This window comes from Citrobacter sp. Cf118, assembly GCF_030334095.1.
Lineage (GTDB): Bacteria > Pseudomonadota > Gammaproteobacteria > Enterobacterales > Enterobacteriaceae > Citrobacter > Citrobacter freundii.
Map to the genome: position 1 here is coordinate 181,456 of NZ_JAOWES010000088.1, position 16,355 is coordinate 197,810.

General features: G+C 51.4%; 19 protein-coding genes. 14 read left to right on the forward strand and 5 right to left on the reverse strand.

The genetic code is table 11. The annotated features are described in order from the left end of the window. Positions 1–59: 59 nt before the first annotated feature. Together sbmA and OGX67_RS21010 are read left to right on the forward strand one after the other, a co-directional pair. Entirely contained in the window at positions 60–1,280 is a 1,221-nt protein-coding gene (gene sbmA / locus OGX67_RS21005; RefSeq protein WP_003021430.1) for a peptide antibiotic transporter SbmA, read from the forward strand. 15 nt (positions 1,281–1,295) lie between these two features. Beyond that, complete coding sequence (locus tag OGX67_RS21010; RefSeq protein WP_003847631.1) at positions 1,296–2,399, forward strand: DUF1615 domain-containing protein; 1,104 nt, start codon at positions 1,296–1,298, stop codon at positions 2,397–2,399. Here the strand turns inward: OGX67_RS21010 and OGX67_RS21015 are convergent. Beyond that, a complete protein-coding gene (locus OGX67_RS21015) occupies positions 2,384–2,707 on the reverse strand; it encodes a DUF2755 family protein (RefSeq protein WP_286527155.1) in 324 nt (107 codons plus the stop codon). The genes OGX67_RS21010 and OGX67_RS21015 overlap by 16 nt on opposite strands. Before the next feature lie 264 nt (positions 2,708–2,971). On the opposite strand from OGX67_RS21015, the gene OGX67_RS21020 reads away from it, so the two are divergent. Next, complete coding sequence (locus OGX67_RS21020) at positions 2,972–3,190, forward strand: DUF2754 domain-containing protein (protein WP_003021440.1); 219 nt, start codon at positions 2,972–2,974, stop codon at positions 3,188–3,190. A gap of 23 nt (positions 3,191–3,213) precedes the next feature. Here OGX67_RS21020 and ddlA read toward each other — a convergent pair whose 3' ends face one another. Continuing rightward, the gene (gene ddlA / locus OGX67_RS21025; protein ID WP_087879102.1) at positions 3,214–4,308 is read right to left on the reverse strand and encodes a D-alanine--D-alanine ligase; all 1,095 of its coding nucleotides are present in this window, start codon (positions 4,306–4,308) and stop codon (positions 3,214–3,216) included. A 301-nt stretch (positions 4,309–4,609) separates the two neighbouring features. Between ddlA and OGX67_RS21030 the strand changes: the two genes are divergently transcribed. The 5 genes from OGX67_RS21030 (at position 4,610) to adrA (ending at position 9,442) form a co-directional block, all read left to right on the forward strand. Beyond that, a complete protein-coding gene (locus OGX67_RS21030; RefSeq protein WP_003021445.1) occupies positions 4,610–5,806 on the forward strand; it encodes a multidrug efflux MFS transporter in 1,197 nt (398 codons plus the stop codon). A gap of 248 nt (positions 5,807–6,054) precedes the next feature. Further along, entirely contained in the window at positions 6,055–6,297 is a 243-nt protein-coding gene (locus OGX67_RS21035; protein ID WP_003021448.1) for a sigma-S stabilization anti-adapter protein IraP, read from the forward strand. A 104-nt stretch (positions 6,298–6,401) separates the two neighbouring features. Then, a complete protein-coding gene (gene phoA, locus OGX67_RS21040) occupies positions 6,402–7,817 on the forward strand; it encodes an alkaline phosphatase (protein WP_257651702.1) in 1,416 nt (471 codons plus the stop codon). 97 nt (positions 7,818–7,914) lie between these two features. Further along, entirely contained in the window at positions 7,915–8,235 is a 321-nt protein-coding gene (gene psiF, locus OGX67_RS21045) for a phosphate starvation-inducible protein PsiF (RefSeq protein WP_003021454.1), read from the forward strand. Between the two features lie 91 nt (positions 8,236–8,326). After that, the gene (gene adrA, locus OGX67_RS21050) at positions 8,327–9,442 is read left to right on the forward strand and encodes a diguanylate cyclase AdrA (RefSeq protein ID WP_086538773.1); all 1,116 of its coding nucleotides are present in this window, start codon (positions 8,327–8,329) and stop codon (positions 9,440–9,442) included. 17 nt (positions 9,443–9,459) lie between these two features. On the opposite strand, the gene proC is transcribed toward adrA, so the two are convergent. Beyond that, entirely contained in the window at positions 9,460–10,269 is an 810-nt protein-coding gene (gene proC, locus OGX67_RS21055) for a pyrroline-5-carboxylate reductase (protein ID WP_032948672.1), read from the reverse strand. A gap of 189 nt (positions 10,270–10,458) precedes the next feature. Between proC and OGX67_RS21060 the strand changes: the two genes are divergently transcribed. From OGX67_RS21060 to ppnP, 5 genes are all read left to right on the forward strand, one after another. After that, entirely contained in the window at positions 10,459–10,914 is a 456-nt protein-coding gene (locus tag OGX67_RS21060) for a YaiI/YqxD family protein (RefSeq protein ID WP_003021467.1), read from the forward strand. A 186-nt stretch (positions 10,915–11,100) separates the two neighbouring features. Beyond that, positions 11,101–11,646: a shikimate kinase AroL gene (gene aroL / locus OGX67_RS21065; RefSeq protein ID WP_204583989.1), complete on the forward strand. Its 546-nt coding sequence runs from the start codon at positions 11,101–11,103 to the stop codon at positions 11,644–11,646. Between the two features lie 26 nt (positions 11,647–11,672). Next, positions 11,673–11,864 (forward strand): protein YaiA, encoded by a 192-nt coding sequence (gene yaiA, locus OGX67_RS21070; RefSeq protein ID WP_003021472.1) that lies wholly within the window; start codon positions 11,673–11,675, stop codon positions 11,862–11,864. Between the two features lie 246 nt (positions 11,865–12,110). Then, complete coding sequence (locus OGX67_RS21075) at positions 12,111–12,788, forward strand: AroM family protein (protein ID WP_003021474.1); 678 nt, start codon at positions 12,111–12,113, stop codon at positions 12,786–12,788. Positions 12,789–12,859: 71 nt separating this feature from the next. Further along, a complete protein-coding gene (ppnP, locus tag OGX67_RS21080; RefSeq protein WP_003021477.1) occupies positions 12,860–13,144 on the forward strand; it encodes a pyrimidine/purine nucleoside phosphorylase in 285 nt (94 codons plus the stop codon). A 49-nt stretch (positions 13,145–13,193) separates the two neighbouring features. Here ppnP and rdgC read toward each other — a convergent pair whose 3' ends face one another. Next, positions 13,194–14,105, reverse strand: a complete 912-nt coding sequence (rdgC, locus tag OGX67_RS21085) for a recombination-associated protein RdgC (protein ID WP_003021479.1) — start codon at positions 14,103–14,105, stop codon at positions 13,194–13,196. A 91-nt stretch (positions 14,106–14,196) separates the two neighbouring features. Between rdgC and mak the strand changes: the two genes are divergently transcribed. Continuing rightward, positions 14,197–15,105, forward strand: a complete 909-nt coding sequence (gene mak, locus OGX67_RS21090; RefSeq protein ID WP_071696890.1) for a fructokinase — start codon at positions 14,197–14,199, stop codon at positions 15,103–15,105. Positions 15,106–15,112: 7 nt separating this feature from the next. Here the strand turns inward: mak and araJ are convergent, their stop codons facing one another. Beyond that, complete coding sequence (gene araJ, locus OGX67_RS21095) at positions 15,113–16,285, reverse strand: MFS transporter AraJ (protein ID WP_032950792.1); 1,173 nt, start codon at positions 16,283–16,285, stop codon at positions 15,113–15,115. Positions 16,286–16,355 lie beyond the last annotated feature (70 nt).

Sequence of the window (16,355 nt, forward strand, 5' to 3'; positions counted from 1 at the left end):
TCCACGGTGGCAAATGCACAGCAGTCGTCATAACGATAAGAAGTTAGCAGGAGAGCACTATGTTTAAGTCTTTTTTCCCAAAGCCGGGGCCGTTCTTTATTTCGGCATTTATTTGGGCACTAGTCGCCGTTGTATTCTGGCAAGCAGGTGGGGGAGCCTGGGTTGCACATATTACCGGCGCGTCGGGAGACGTACCTATTAGCGCAGCGCGTTTCTGGTCGTTGGATTATCTGATTTTTTATGCGTACTACATTCTTTGTGTCGGGGTGTTCGCGCTGTTCTGGTTTCTCTACAGCCCACACCGCTGGCAGTACTGGTCTATTCTGGGCACATCGCTGATTATTTTTGTGACCTGGTTTCTGGTTGAAGTCGGCGTCGCTGTCAACGCCTGGTACGCGCCATTTTATGACCTAATTCAAACTGCGCTCAGCGCACCACACAAGGTGAAGATTGAGCAGTTCTATCATGAAGTTGGCATTTTTCTCGGCATTGCTCTGATAGCCGTGGTCATTGGCGTGATGAACAACTTCTTCGTCAGCCACTACGTGTTCCGCTGGCGTACCGCGATGAACGAACACTATATGGCGCACTGGCAGCATTTGCGTCACATCGAAGGCGCAGCGCAGCGTGTGCAGGAAGACACCATGCGTTTTGCTTCTACGCTGGAAGATATGGGCGTCAGTTTTATCAACGCGATTATGACGCTGATTGCCTTCCTGCCTGTACTGGTTACGCTCTCTGCCCATGTTCCTGACCTGCCGATTGTTGGACATGTGCCTTATGGCCTGGTGATTGCCGCGATTGTCTGGTCGCTGATGGGAACCGGTTTGCTGGCCGTGGTCGGGATAAAACTTCCTGGGCTGGAGTTTAAAAACCAGCGCGTGGAAGCAGCCTATCGTAAAGAACTGGTCTATGGCGAAGATGATGGCAACCGTGCGACGCCACCGACGGTGCGTGAACTGTTTCATGCGGTACGCCAAAACTATTTCCGTCTCTATTTTCACTATATGTACTTCAATATCGCCCGTATTCTTTACCTGCAGGTTGATAACGTTTTCGGCTTGTTCCTGCTGTTTCCGTCGATTGTTGCCGGTACGATTACGCTCGGCCTGATGACGCAAATCACCAACGTGTTTGGCCAGGTGCGCGGCTCGTTCCAGTATCTGATTAACTCCTGGACAACGTTAGTGGAACTGATGTCTATTTATAAGCGTCTGCGCAGCTTTGAACGAGAGCTTGATGGTCAGGACATTCAGGAAGTTACCCATACGCTGAGTTAATAATAAGGAGATGTTATGTCGACGGTTTCCCGTCTTTACCCCTTGTCTGGTCTGGCAGCACTGGTGCTGGTGGGATGTAGTAGCCAACCCGCGCAGCCGCTAAAAAAGGGGGAGAAAGCCGTCGATGTGGCGAGCGTGGTGCGCCAGAAAATGCCCGCCAGCGTGAAAGACCGGGACGCATGGGCGCAGGATTTGGCAAAGACTTTTGAAAGCCAGAAGCTGGCGCCGACGGTTGAAAATATCTGTTCGGTGCTGGCGGTCGCGCAACAGGAGTCAAATTACCAGGCGGATCCAGCCGTGCCGAACTTAAGTAAAATCGCCTGGAAAGAGATCGATCGTCGTGCCGAGCGTATGCACATCCCGCTATTTGTGGTGCATACCGCGCTGAAGATTAACTCGCCAACGGGGAAAAGCTACAGCGAGCGCCTGGATACGGTGAAAACCGAAAAACAGCTTAGCGCGATCTTTGATGATTTTATCAACATGGTACCGATGGGGCAGACGTTATTTGGTTCGCTTAATCCGGTGCATACCGGTGGGCCGATGCAGGTTAGCATCGCCTTTGCTGAGCAGCATGCCAGCGGCTACCCGTGGAAAATGGCGGGAACCGTGCGCCAGGAAGTATTTAGCCGCCGCGGTGGGCTGTGGTTCGGTACGTATCATCTGCTTAACTACCCGGCGAATTACAGTGCGCCAATTTTCCGCTTCGCCGATTTCAATGCCGGGTGGTATGCCAGCCGCAATGCAGCTTTCCAGAATGCGGTCAGTAAAGCCAGCGGCGTGAAGCTGGCGATGGACGGTGATTTAATTCTCTATGGCAGCAGCGAGCCGGGCAAAACGGAGCTGGCGGTACGTAAACTGGCCGGGAAGCTGGACATGAGCGAGAGTGAGATCCGCCGTCAGCTGCAAAAAGGCGACAGCCTGGCCTTTGAAGAGACCGCGCTGTACGAGAAGGTTTATAAACTGGCGGAAGCGAAGGCCGGGAAAACGCTTCCCCGTGAAATGCTGCCTGGCATTCAACTGGAAAGCCCGAAGATCACACGTAATCTGACTACCGCGTGGTTTGCTAAACGCGTGGACGATCGTCGGGCGAAATGTATGGGTCAGTCATCGTTATGACGACGGCGGCGCCAGCGCGCGAATGCCGCGATGGCGCCAAGAATCAGGCTTCCGGCGAGAAAAGGGACCAGTCCAAAAAGGGTTCCGACGCCCAGGCCGATTTCAACTCGCGGGCGCCCTGTCTCTTGCATTTGCAACTGCATCAACTGCTCATAGATGCCGGGAGCGTGGGCCAACAGATTTAAAATCTGCGCGCCTGCCCAGAAGCAAAACAGCACAAATACGGCATACGCAATGTTGCCGGGCAGGGAGGAGGGATCTCGATGCTTGCCCTTAAAAAGGGATTTTGAGAGCGTAAAATCAGCCATAAAGACCTCCGGAAATAACCTGCTTTTTTTGACGTAATGCCTGTAACTGAAAGTGAGTCTGACAGGTGATCGGCAATGTCAATATCAGAATGATGGTAATTTCAGGTAGAGATTATTCCTGGATTTCGGTTTTTTGCTTAGCATCACAATTACGCAACCTTAAGTGAAATTAATTTACATTTCAGAAATTCCGCACACGCCACAGACGTGTATGAGGAAATGTGCGAGGATGCGTTTTCATGTTGTATATCCACCGGAGCCGTTATGAACCTGCCTGTTAAAATCCGCCGAGACTGGCACTATTATGCCTTCGCTATTGGGCTTATCTTTATTCTCAACGGCGTGGTGGGCTTACTCGGTTTTGAAGCGCAGGGGTGGCAAACCTATGCGGTAGGGCTGGTGACCTGGGTGATTAGCTTTTGGCTGGCCGGATTAATCATCCGTCGCCGCGTTGAAGATGATGAAGTAAAGGATGCCCAATAGCTATATCAGGCATCCTGGCGGGTTTACATACTGGTTTTCAGCGCGCTATCCGCAGCATGGCGTTCCAGCGCCAGTTCGATCAGGCGAGTGATCAAATCGGTATAGCCTAAACCGCTCGCCTGCCACAGCTTCGGATACATACTGATGTTGGTAAAGCCTGGCAGCGTGTTGATCTCATTGATCACAACGTCGTTTTCAGCAGTTAAGAAAACGTCCACGCGCGCCATGCCGGCACAGCCCAGTGTCTGGTAGGCCTGAATGGCGATTTCGCGGATCTTGTCGTTAATCTCTGGTGCAATTGCTGCCGGAACGACAACTGTGGCACCGTTATCGTCAATGTATTTAGTGTCGTAAGCGTAAAAATCGCTGTTCAGCACAATCTCTCCACAAGTACTGGCCTGCGGATGATCGTTGCCCAGTACAGCACATTCGATCTCGCGGCCTTTGATCCCTTGCTCCACCACGACTTTATGATCGAATTCAAATGCCAGCGCGACGGCCTGATCGTATTGGGCTTCGCTGGTTACTTTGCTGACGCCAACGGACGATCCCTGGTTGGCCGGTTTTACAAACAACGGCAGACCCAGGCGGGATTCCACTTCGCTAAAGCTGATGTTGTTGCGATTGGCGCGAGTGAGCGTAATAAATGGCGCGATGTTTAATCCGGCATCACGCAGCAGACGTTTGGTCACGTCTTTATCCATACAGGCCGCAGAACCCAGCACATCAGAACCTACGAACGGTAGGTTTGCCACGCGCAGCATGCCCTGCAGAGAGCCATCTTCACCCAGAGTGCCATGTACGATCGGGAAAATAACATCGACCGTCGGCAGCGGTTGACCGTTTTGTGCATCGATCAACTGGTGCGCTTGTTTACCCGGTACCTGCGCCAGGCTGGTCTCAGAAGGTCGCAATGCAATATGCGCCGGGTCGTCTGAATTGAGCAGATAATTACTGGCATCGCTGACGTGCCATTGCCCTTGTTTATCAATACCTAACAGCACAACGTCAAAGCGAGTCTTGTCGATGGCATCGACAATATTTTTTGCCGATTGCAATGACACTTCATGTTCCGCTGATTTACCACCAAATACGATTCCTACCCGCAACTTTGCCATCTTAAAAACCCATTCCATGAATGCAAAGCACATACATTACCACGACAAAACGCAGGTTTCCTCGGCTTCTGGCAGATTGTTTTGGCTGACGACAGGGGAATAGAACACAACAAACAAGCGGTCCGCACGCGAAGCATAATCCCCTGCTTATATTATGGGTTTGATGTGAGCTGTATCACAAATATGATGAGCGGGAAGATAAAATACTAAACTGTGATTTATCGCACCTGTGGACCCTTATTCAGCTAAGTAATTTGTTAAGCTGCTCGCAGTTTTCAGCTACTTATCGTTATGAGTCCTTATGGAATCCTGGAGAGTTAACCTTATTTCCGTTTGGTTCGGGTGCTTTTTTACCGGACTGGCGATTAGCCAAATCTTGCCTTTTTTACCACTCTATATCTCCCAACTGGGCGTGACCTCGCATGAAGCGCTCTCAATGTGGTCCGGATTAACATTCAGCGTCACCTTCCTGATTTCAGCTATTGTCTCTCCAATGTGGGGCAGTTTAGCCGACCGCAAAGGACGCAAGCTAATGCTGCTGCGGGCCTCACTGGGTATGGCCATTGCGATTTTGCTACAGGCATTTGCTACTAACGTCTGGCAGCTTTTTCTGCTGCGCGGGGTGATGGGGTTAACCTCCGGTTATATTCCTAATGCGATGGCGCTGGTCGCGTCACAGGTTCCGCGTGAACGCAGCGGCTGGGCGCTGAGTACGCTGTCGACGGCGCAAATTAGCGGTGTCATTGGTGGACCGTTAATGGGGGGCTTTATTGCCGATCACGTTGGCTTACGGGCGGTATTCTGTATTACCGCCGCTTTGCTGGTGGTGAGTTTTCTGGTCACACTGTTTTTGATCAAAGAGGGCGTTCGTCCTACGATTAAAAAAAGCGAACGTCTGAGTGGGAAGGCCGTATTTGCCTCGCTTTCACATCCGGCGCTGGTGATCAGCCTGTTTTTTACCACCATGGTGATTCAACTGTGTAACGGTTCAATTGGGCCAATTCTGGCGCTGTTTATTAAATCAATGGTCCCAGATAGTTCGAATATTGCCTTTCTCAGCGGGCTGATAGCCTCAGTACCGGGTATTTCTGCTCTGATTTCCGCGCCTCGACTTGGTAAATTAGGCGACCGTATTGGTACTGAGCGGATTTTAATGGCGACGTTAATCTTCGCGGTGGTGCTGTTTTTCGCTATGTCGTGGGTCACCACGCCGTTGCAGTTGGGAGTTCTCCGTTTTCTGCTTGGCTTTGCCGACGGTGCGATGTTGCCGGCGGTGCAGACGCTGTTAGTGAAATACTCCAGCGACCAGATAACCGGGCGCATCTTTGGTTATAACCAGTCATTTATGTATCTCGGCAACGTCGCCGGGCCATTAATGGGGGCGACGGTTTCGGCAATGGCGGGGTTCCGTTGGGTGTTCATTGCTACAGCAAGCATTGTGCTTATCAATATCTGGCAATTGGCTATTGCGTTGCGACGTCGGCGCGGGGGGCGTTGAGTTCCTGATTAACAACGCTGCCTGTCAGCGTTGTTAATCCATAATTGTGTATTATATATTTGTGTGATTATTAATTTTCTTACCTTTTTATATTGAATCATTCTGCGTCAAGACGCATTTAGCCTTATTTTGTGTTGTGATTGTTTTCGCAAATCGTTATATTACTTATAAAAATACAACTTTCATCCTCTAGGCAGTCGTGAGCCTTAATGATAACGTGACCCATATTTTGTTAAGGGAATAGGCAAATGAAAAACCTCGTCACTGAGTTGTTACTTAAACTCGCGCAAAAAGAAGAAGAGTCGCAAGATCTGGCGGTACAGGTCGAAACGTTAGAGCGGGTAATCATCGAAATGCTGCGCAATATGGCGTGGAACGATCGGCAAATATTTATTCGTCAAATTGAGGGGGCGCTGGCTGATGTAAACCGCATGCCCGCGTTTCTGACGAACATACATAACGCTTGCGAGATCGTACCAAAAGCGTTTTGAACCATCTGTGGCGGGGCACCCACAAATTATCATAAAAGTGTCACATCAAATACTTATAGTCGCTTTGTTTTAATTTTACCGTATTTATACATGGAGAATATAAAGTGAAACAAAGCGCACTCGCTATTGCCCTGTTACCTTTGCTGTTTACCCCGGTTATTAATGCAGAAACATCTACTGTAGCGGTTTTGGATAATCGTGCCGCTCAAGGTGATATCTCCACGCCGGGTGGCGCTCGCCGATTGTCTGCCGACCAAACCGCGGCTCTGCGCGAATCCCTGAACGACAAACCGGCCAAAAATATTATTTTACTGATTGGCGATGGGATGGGTGATTCCGAAATAACGGCAGCGCGAAATTATGCTGAAGGCGCGGGCGGCTTTTTTAAAGGTATTGATGCTTTACCGTTGACCGGACAATACACACATTATGCGTTGGATAAGAAAACCGGCAAGCCCGATTATGTGACAGATTCTGCAGCATCGGCGACGGCGTGGGCGACCGGTGTTAAAACTTACAATGGTGCTCTGGGCGTTGATATTCATGAGAAAGATCACGCTACTATTCTGGAAATGGCCAAAGCGGCGGGTCTGGCGACAGGCAACGTTTCCACGGCTGAATTGCAGGATGCCACGCCGGCCGCGCTGGTTGCCCATGTCACTTCGCGTAAATGCTATGGCCCGAGCGTGACGGCTGAAAAATGCCCGACGAACGCGCTGGAAAAAGGCGGTAAAGGGTCGATTACCGAACAATTATTGAATGCCCGTGCGGATGTTACGTTAGGTGGCGGGGCAAAGACTTTTACTGAAACCGCTACGGCAGGTGAGTGGCAGGGTAAAACGCTGCGTGAACAAGCACAGGCCCGTGGTTACCAGATGGTGAGTGATACCGCGACGCTGGCGGCGATTACCGAAGCGAATCAGGATAAACCGCTGTTGGGTCTGTTCTCTGACGGTAATATGCCAGTGCGTTGGGAAGGCCCGAAAGCGTCTTATCACGGAAATCTGGATAAGCCGGTAGTGACCTGCACGCCAAATCCAAAACGTAACGACAGCGTGCCGACTCTGGCACAGATGACGGATAAAGCGATTGATCTGTTAAGCAAAAATGAGAAAGGCTTCTTCCTGCAAGTGGAAGGCGCGTCAATCGACAAACAAGATCACGCCGCTAACCCGTGTGGACAAATTGGTGAAACTGTCGATCTGGATGAAGCGGTGCAGCGTGCGCTTGCTTTTGCGAAGAAAGATGGCAACACCCTGGTCGTGGTAACCGCTGACCACGCGCATGCCAGCCAGATAGTCGCACCGGATACTAAAGCACCCGGTTTAACGCAAGCGCTGAACACCAAAGATGGCGCGGTGATGGTCATTAGCTATGGCAACTCTGAAGAAGAGTCCCAGGAGCACACCGGCAGCCAACTGCGTATTGCAGCCTATGGCCCTCATGCGGCGAATGTGGTTGGCCTGACCGATCAAACCGACCTGTTCTACACCATGAAAGCGGCGTTAGGACTGAAATAACCCGACGCCCGGCGGCAATACTTTTGCCGTCGGGTGGTATTTTTATCGTTAGCAGCCAAACTTACCTGTGTGTCGTCGTTCAGAAAAGGATGGAGCTATGAAAATTACATTATTAATGACGTTGCTTTTTGGTCTTATTTTTTTAACTACCGTCGGTGCTGCCGAGAAGACATTAACCCCGCAACAACAACGTATGACCACCTGCAATCAGCAGGCAACGGCGCAGACCTTAAAAGGGGATGCGCGTAAGACGTATATGAGTGATTGCCTGAAAAACAGTAAATCTGGGCCTGAGGAAAAGAGTCTGACGCCGCAGCAGCAGAAAATGCGTGAATGCAACGTCAAGGCGACGGAGCAGTCTCTGAAAGGCGATGATCGTAATAAGTTTATGAGTGCTTGCCTGAAAAAATCTGCTTAGCACTTCCGGGTGAGCAGATAAAATCGCTCACCCGAAATATCATACTTCCGCCGCCAGACCCCTTCCTATAATTTGGGAAATTTGTTTCAGAATATTCCCAAATACGATGAATGATGAAAATTTTTATCAAAAGAAGGTCGTCTCAAATGAAGCATTTATATTGCTTCATCAAAATGACCACCAACGTTCCGGTCTGCGATTTGCCCGACGAATCAGGCTGCCGCGAGCGGTGGGACTGGGGGGTATGTTTTTCCCTATCGCGTCGGTATTAGTTTCTCAGCCAATAACCGGAGGCTGGTGGCTTTTGCTGGTGGGATGGGCATTTGTCTGGCCACATCTGGCATGGCAACTGGCAAGTAAAGCTGTCGATCCACTGCATAGCGAATATACCAACTTAAAAGCCGATGCCATCCTCGCCGGGATGTGGATGGGGATTATGGGGATAAACTTGCTGCCATCCACGGCGCTGTTGATGATTATCTGTATCAACCTGATGGGCGCAGGAGGTATGCGAGTCTTCATCGCAGGCGCCGTGTTGATGGTGGTTTCCTGCCTGGTGACGTTACAGTTAACGGATATCCCCGTGGCTTTTAGCAGTACGCAGCTGAGCGTGCTGCTGTCACTGCCAGTGTTAGTGGTTTACCCGTTGCTGTTTGCCTGGGTGAGTTATAAGACGCTCATCCGGCTGGCAGAACATAAACGTCGCTTACAGGTTATGAGTACGCGAGATGGGATGACCGGTGTGTATAACCGACGTCATTGGGAGCTGTTGCTGCGTAATGAGTTTGATAATTGCCGCCGCCATCAGCGTGATGCCACGCTCCTTATCATCGATATCGACCATTTTAAGAGTATCAATGATACCTGGGGCCATGATGTAGGGGATCAGGCCATTGTTGCACTGACCCGCCAGTTACAGATGACCTTACGCGGTAGCGATGTGATTGGGCGTTTTGGCGGTGATGAGTTTGCGGTAATCATGTGTGGCACGTCGGCGAGCAGCGCGATTGCAGCGATGTCTCGTGTTCACGAACGGCTTACCCAACTGCGTTTATCTTGCGCGCCGCAGGTTGACCTGCGCATTAGCGTGGGCGTTGCGCCGCTGACATCTGAAACTGAACACTATAGAGAATGGTTAAAATCAGCAGATATGGCGCTCTATAAAGCAAAGAATTCCGGACGTAACCGCACTGAAGCGGCGGCATGACGTCCGGCGGTGTTAACTCAGGAGCGGCTGAGTTTTTCCGATTGCTCCATGCACTTAATCATCGCTTCAATTACTGATGAACGGAAACCGCGGTCTTCCAGGACGCGTACCGCCTCAATGGTGGTTCCACCTGGTGAGCACACCATATCCTTTAATTCGCCAGGATGTTTACCCGTTTCCAGCACCATCTTCGCCGAACCCATTACCGCTTGTGCCGCAAATTTATAAGCCTGCGCGCGGGGCATCCCCCCCTGAACGGCGGCATCTGCCATTGCTTCGATAAACATAAATACATAGGCCGGTGCTGAACCGCTGACACCAACGACCGGATGAATCATTGCCTCCGCAATGACTTCAGCTTCGCCAAAGCAGCGGAAGATATTCAGTACGTCAGCCGTATCTTCCGGCGTGACTAAGGCGTTTGGCGTGACGGAAGTCATTCCGGCGTTCACCAGCGACGGCGTGTTTGGCATCGCGCGAATGATTTTACGGTCGTGACCCAGCGCGCGGGCAAGCTGATCGAGGGTGACGCCTGCGGCAATTGAGACGACCAGGGAGTCTTTGTTCAGGCTGGAGGTAATTTCGCTCAGCACCTTAATCATAATGCCTGGCTTTACGGCCCCAAAAACAATATCAGCGATCTGCGCGACTTCTTGTGCAGACTGCGCCGCATTAATGCCGTACTGGTCGTGTAGCGCGGCGACCTTATCGGGGGAAGGGGTATAGACCCAGATTTGTCCGGGGAGAACCTGACCGCTGGCGATCATGCCGCCAAGAATGGCTTTGCCCATATTACCGCAGCCGATAAAACCAATTTTCTTGTCCATCTTGTCACTCCCTATGGATGATATTCATTGTTTTATACCCTAATTACTTCAAGCAACTTGAATTATTTGGGGTAAATCTGGGAAAGCTAAGCTTAGCGCGGAATGAATATGTTCAGAAGGAGAAACAGCACTTTGCCTGAAAGTAAAAGCACGCGACAATGTGCGGCAGCACAACAGTGGGGAGAAGTTATGACAATATGGGTGGATGCCGATGCGTGTCCGAATGTGATTAAAGACATTTTGTACCGCGCTTCTGAGCGCATGCAAATGCCGCTTGTTTTGGTGGCCAACCAAAGCCTGCGCGTCCCGCCTTCGCGTTTCATCAGCACATTACGTGTGCCTGCGGGCTTTGACGTGGCTGATAACGAGATTGTGCGTCAGTGCAGCGCTGGTGATTTAGTGATAACGGCCGATATTCCGCTGGCGGCTGAAGTGATTGAAAAAGGTGCGGCGGCGCTTAACCCGCGTGGCGAACGTTATACCGAAGCCACGATCCGCGAGCGTCTGATGATGCGTGATTTTATGGATACGCTACGCGCTAGCGGTATTCAGACCGGGGGGCCGGACAGCCTTTCGTCCCGTGACAGACAGCATTTTGCGGCTGAACTTGATAAATGGTGGCTGGAAGTTCAGCGTAGAAAATAGTATGTGTAATTTATTATTTACACTTTATTCGTTGTGAATTCTTGTTATAGTAGGGATTAACTCATCTCGCCATTCTTTATGTAATTTTTTCTTTACGATTTTGGCGGCGTACTAGTTTGATGATATGATTATATTTTTAACCGCATCAGATCCCGCTTGTTGGCGGCTCTCTGGGGAAATTCTGTGATGACGCAACCTCTTTTTCTTGTTGGCCCCCGGGGGTGTGGTAAGACGACAACCGGTATGGCGCTGGCAAAGGCTATTGATTTCCAGTTCGTTGATACCGATCGCTGGTTGCAATCGCACGTGCAAATGACCGTGGCGGAAATCGTCGAAAGAGAAGGATGGGAAGGGTTTCGTGCCCAGGAAACGACCGCTCTGCAGGCTGTCACAGCACCAGCAACGGTTGTTGCGACTGGCGGCGGTATCATTCTTACCGAATTTAACCGCCACTACATGCGCAGCCACGGCGTGGTTATCTATTTAAGCGCACCGGTATCGGTACTGGTTGAGCGTCTGGAGGCCACGCCTGAAGAAGGATTACGACCGACCTTAACCGGAAAGCCGTTGACTGAAGAAGTGCAGGAAGTGCTCGCCCAGCGAGATGTTTTGTATCGCGAAGCCGCGCACTATATCGTTGATGCCACCAATGCGCCTGCGCAAGTGGTGGAAGACATTCTTGGGATACTGGCGCAGGCAGCGCCACGGTTGCAGGGCGGTGTCTATACTTAATGTTCATCCAGTGAAAAGGAAGAACTATGCCGACACAACCACCTTACCCACGTCAAGCGACCATTGTTACGGTTGAAAAAGGGACGCCAGGCCAGACGGTAACCTGGTATCAACTTCGTGCCGATCACCCTAAACCGAATTCGTTGATCAGTGAGCATCCTTCGGCTCAGGAAGCGATGGATGCTAAAAAACGCTACGAAGACCCCGATAAAACCTGATATGAAGACCGCCCTGGCACGAGTCTTAAAAGTGCCAGTCCGGGCGTGCATCACATTTTTTTAAATTTCGCTGTATACAGTAAAAATTGAAAATTAAACAATAACAATCCAGTACTGGAATGATCTGGAATCTTTACACAATACACCGCCGATCTACTGCTACGCTTTTGAGCATTTGTAGCACAGGTTAGCGTCCGGCACGTGTCCGGGATTTCACAGCAAAGTAAGAAAACGGTGGAGCAACAAATGAGTACGTCGTTGGCTATCCTCACGATTGGCGTTGTGCCAATGTGTGAGGTGTTACCGCTCCTGACGGAATATATTGATGAACAGCACATTACTCACCACAGTCTGCTGGGGCAGATGCAGCGAGAAGATGTGATGGCTGAGTACGGAGCTTCACCCGGTGATGAGCTGTTATTAACGCTGCTTAGCGACCATCAGCTTGCACATGTCTCGCGCCTGAAGGTAGAACGCTCGCTACAAAGTATCGTGGAGGTACTGGATAATCAGGGCTTTGACGTGATCCTGCTGATGAGTACCGCTTCAATCACCCGTCTGACCGCCCGCAATAGCATCTTGTTGGAACCCATACGCATTATTCCCCCGTTAGTGGCTTCGATTGTCGAAGGGCATCAGGTTGGGGTCATAGTACCTGTTGCTGAATTGCTCAAAGCCCAGACACAAAAGTGGCAGGTGTTACAAACGCCACCAGTGTATGCCGTAGCGAATCCAGTAGAAGGTTCTGAACAACAGCTGATTGATGCCGGGAAATATCTCCTTGAGCAAGGCGCTGATGTTCTCATGCTGGACTGCCTGGGTTTTCATCAACGCCATCGTGATTTACTGCAAAAGTCGCTGGATGTCCCGGTTCTGCTGTCCAATGTGTTGATTGCCCGGCTAGCTTCGGAATTGCTGGCGTAATTTTGCGTGACAGGTGGAACGTCAGCCCCCTATATTGGTTCCTAACTTAATCACGAGATAGGGTCAGTTGTATGCTTCAAAGTAATGAATACTTTTCCGGCAAAGTAAAATCGATCGGTTTTACCAGCAGCAGTACTGGCCGCGCCAGTGTAGGCGTGATGGCTGAAGGTGAATATACCTTTGGTACTGCGGCGCCTGAAGAGATGACGGTGGTTAGTGGCGCACTGAACGTGCTGCTGCCGGGGGAAACCGAGTGGAAAGTATATGCCGCAGGAGACGTGTTTAACGTACCGGGCAACAGTGAGTTTCATCTGCAGGTAGCAGAGCCAACATCCTATCTTTGCCGCTATTTGTAAGCGTAAAAATGACGAATGGCGATATTGTGTCGCCATTCGCTAAACAGGGCTAACGTTGCGCTTCGCCGCCTAATCCTTCCACCAGACTTTTAATCAGCGCCGCCAGTTCACCTGTCATCAGAATGAAATCGGCATCAAAACGCTGAGCATAATCTTCACGGTCGATATCTTCGTTCTGATCGCGCAGCTCGTCGCTGAACTTCAGACGCTTAATGGAGCCGTCGTCACACATAACGAACTGAATACGCTGCTGCCAGTCGAGGGCCAACTTGGTGACCAGTTTGCCCGCCTCGATATGCACGGCGATTTCGTCGCAGACCAGATCCTGCTTTTTCGCGCGGATCACACCGCCGTCTTCAAGGATCGCTTTCAGTTCAGCTTCATCCAGTAACTGGAATCCTTGTGCTGTTGTGCCGGAGCGAACCCATTCGGTCAGCGTCAGCTCAATAGGGTTTTCCATCGTCAGCGGAACGACCGGCAGCGAACCGAGGCTTTTACGCAGCAGCGCCAGCGTATCTTCCGCTTTCTTCGCGCTTGCACAGTCGACCATGATCAGATCGTTGACGGTGTCGATCCACATCATTGTCTGGCTGAAGCGGCTAAAGGCGCGCGGCAGCAATGAGTGCAGAACTTCATCTTTCAGTGAGTCTTTTTCGGTCTTCTTGAGTTTGCGACCTTGCTCAGCTTCCAGTTTGAATATTTTGGCTTCCAGCGCCTGTTTGATAACCGGCGACGGCAGAATTTTTTCTTCTTTGCGGGCGCAGATAATAATTTGGCCATTGGCGGTATGCGTTAATGCATCGCTGTGCGATCCCATCGGCGGAACCCAGCCCATTTTTGCCATATCCTGGCTACCGCAAGGGGTGAACGTCATTGATGCCAGCTGTTTTTCCATCTCTTCGGCACGCAAAGAAACATCGCGGCTAAGACGGTAAACCATTAAATTTTTGAACCACAGCATGATAATTTCCACGGCCTTGTCGTTAAATCCAGCGGGCATGATAGCGAATTGTCGCTATGCTTGCATTGTTAATCGGGAAGAGGAGCAAACAGTGCGTATAGGTATCGATTTGGGCGGTACGAAAACGGAAGTTATTGCGCTTGGCGATGCGGGCGAACAGCTTTTTCGCCATCGCCTGCCCACGCCGCGTGATGATTATCGGCAAACGATAGAAACCATCGCCACGCTGGTGGAGATGGCGGAAAACGCCACCGGGCAGACGGGAACCGTTGGAATGGGCATTCCCGGTTCAATCTCGCCCTACACCGGGGTGGTAAAGAATGCCAACTCGACCTGGCTTAACGGGCAACCTTTTGACAAAGACCTGAGTGCGCGTCTGAATCGCGAAGTGCGGTTGGCAAATGATGCCAACTGTCTGGCGGTTTCTGAAGCGGTGGATGGTGCGGCGGCGGGGGCGCAAACCGTGTTTGCGGTGATTATCGGCACCGGATGTGGCGCAGGAGTGGCGCTGAATGGTCGGGCACACACGGGCGGTAACGGTACCGCAGGGGAGTGGGGGCATAATCCGCTGCCGTGGATGGACGAAGATGAGCTGCGTTATCGGCAGGAAGTACCTTGTTATTGCGGCAAACAAGGCTGCATTGAAACCTTCATTTCCGGGACCGGTTTTGCCACCGACTACCAGCGCCTGAGCGGTAAGCCGCTCAAAGGCAGTGAAATTATCAGCCTTGTTAATGCGCAGGATACTCTTGCGGAGCAAGCGTTGAGCCGCTATGAGCTTCGTCTGGCGAAATCACTGGCACATGTGGTGAATATTCTCGATCCGGACGTCATTGTGCTGGGTGGCGGAATGAGCAATGTCGATCGACTGTATCAAAACGTTCCGACGTTGATGCAGCAATTTGTTTTTGGTGGCGAGTGTGAAACGCCTCTACGCCAGGCGTTGCACGGTGACTCCAGCGGCGTGCGCGGCGCGGCCTGGCTGTGGCCGCACGTATAAACGGTTGTTATGTCGCGGGTGCAACCTGTTGTTGCACGCCGCGCTTCAGGCGACCATAGAGCAGCAGCGAGGACATCGCAGAAAACGACAGCAGTGCAGCCGGCAGCGTCACGTAGTTGTAGGTAAATCCCAGCGTCAGCATCATGCCACCGCAGTACGCGCCAATCGCGCTGCCGAGATTGAAGGCAATTTGCCCGCCAGCCGCGCCCAGTAGTTCTCCCCCTTTAGCATTTTGCAGCAGCAAAATTTGCAACGGCGCCGACAGAGCAAACAGACCCGCGCAGCAAATGAAAGCGAAGGTCAGCGACGCGGCTTTGATGCCGCCAAAGGCAAAGAGCAGCAGCAGAGCCAGCACAATGACGAAGTCGGTTATTACCGCAATTCGCAGCGGCGTATAACGGCCTGACAGCCTACCGCTTAGCAGATTTCCCAACACCATTCCCAATCCCACCAGCATCATGATGAAGGTCATTAGCGCCTCGGAGAAGCCGGAGATATACATCATGTACGGTTTGACGTAGCTGAACCAGGCGAAAACCCCGGCGTTCCCAAACATGGTGGCGGAAAAAATGAACCACGGGGCGGGGCTTTTCAAAAAGTGAAATTGTTCGCGCAGTTTCCCTTTTGCCTCATCGCTAATGTTGGGGACCCAAAAAGCGACCGAGACTATTACGGCGATATTAAAGACGGCTATCAGCAGAAACGTGTAGCGCCAGCTAAATTCCTGGCTTAGCCAGGTGCCGACGGGAATGCCAACCAGATTGGCAACGGTCATCCCCGAAATCATGCCCGCGACGGCGGCAGTGACTTTTCCCGGACGGGCCAGCTTCGACAGGATAATCGCGCCCACGCCGAAAAATGCGCCATGAGGGAAGCCGGAAACCAGCCTGCCCACCGCCAGCATAAAATACGAGGAAGAGAGGGTGAAGATGGCGTTGCCAATCACGCACAGGGTGACCAGAAACAGCAAAATATGTTTGAGCGAAAAGCGATTGGAAAAGAGCGCAATAATGGGCGCGCCAAGCACTACGCCAAAGGCGTAAAACGAAATCATATGGCCAGCGGCAGGAATGGAAATTCCCACGTCCCGCGCCAGCTCAGTGAGGACACCCATGATGCCAAACTCGGCCATGCCCAGCCCAAATGTTCCGAGCGCTAAAGAGAAAATGACTTTTTTCATACCACCTGCCAACAAGAAAGACGCAGGATATGCGTCATAGCGACGAATGTTCGCCGCCAATAGCGATAGC

Coding starts and splice junctions, on each gene's coding strand:
- araJ (WP_032950792.1), bottom strand. CDS start 16,285: ATGAAAAAAGTCATTTTCTCTTTAGCGCTCGGAACATTTGGGCTGGGC.
- OGX67_RS21030 (WP_003021445.1), top strand. CDS start 4,610: ATGGAATCCTGGAGAGTTAACCTTATTTCCGTTTGGTTCGGGTGCTTT.
- ppnP (WP_003021477.1), top strand. CDS start 12,860: ATGCTTCAAAGTAATGAATACTTTTCCGGCAAAGTAAAATCGATCGGT.
- yaiA (WP_003021472.1), top strand. CDS start 11,673: ATGCCGACACAACCACCTTACCCACGTCAAGCGACCATTGTTACGGTT.
- ddlA (WP_087879102.1), bottom strand. CDS start 4,308: ATGGCAAAGTTGCGGGTAGGAATCGTATTTGGTGGTAAATCAGCGGAA.
- OGX67_RS21075 (WP_003021474.1), top strand. CDS start 12,111: ATGAGTACGTCGTTGGCTATCCTCACGATTGGCGTTGTGCCAATGTGT.
- OGX67_RS21020 (WP_003021440.1), top strand. CDS start 2,972: ATGAACCTGCCTGTTAAAATCCGCCGAGACTGGCACTATTATGCCTTC.
- OGX67_RS21035 (WP_003021448.1), top strand. CDS start 6,055: ATGAAAAACCTCGTCACTGAGTTGTTACTTAAACTCGCGCAAAAAGAA.
- proC (WP_032948672.1), bottom strand. CDS start 10,269: ATGGACAAGAAAATTGGTTTTATCGGCTGCGGTAATATGGGCAAAGCC.
- aroL (WP_204583989.1), top strand. CDS start 11,101: ATGACGCAACCTCTTTTTCTTGTTGGCCCCCGGGGGTGTGGTAAGACG.
- OGX67_RS21015 (WP_286527155.1), bottom strand. CDS start 2,707: ATGGCTGATTTTACGCTCTCAAAATCCCTTTTTAAGGGCAAGCATCGA.
- sbmA (WP_003021430.1), top strand. CDS start 60: ATGTTTAAGTCTTTTTTCCCAAAGCCGGGGCCGTTCTTTATTTCGGCA.
- OGX67_RS21010 (WP_003847631.1), top strand. CDS start 1,296: ATGTCGACGGTTTCCCGTCTTTACCCCTTGTCTGGTCTGGCAGCACTG.
- OGX67_RS21060 (WP_003021467.1), top strand. CDS start 10,459: ATGACAATATGGGTGGATGCCGATGCGTGTCCGAATGTGATTAAAGAC.
- rdgC (WP_003021479.1), bottom strand. CDS start 14,105: ATGCTGTGGTTCAAAAATTTAATGGTTTACCGTCTTAGCCGCGATGTT.
- psiF (WP_003021454.1), top strand. CDS start 7,915: ATGAAAATTACATTATTAATGACGTTGCTTTTTGGTCTTATTTTTTTA.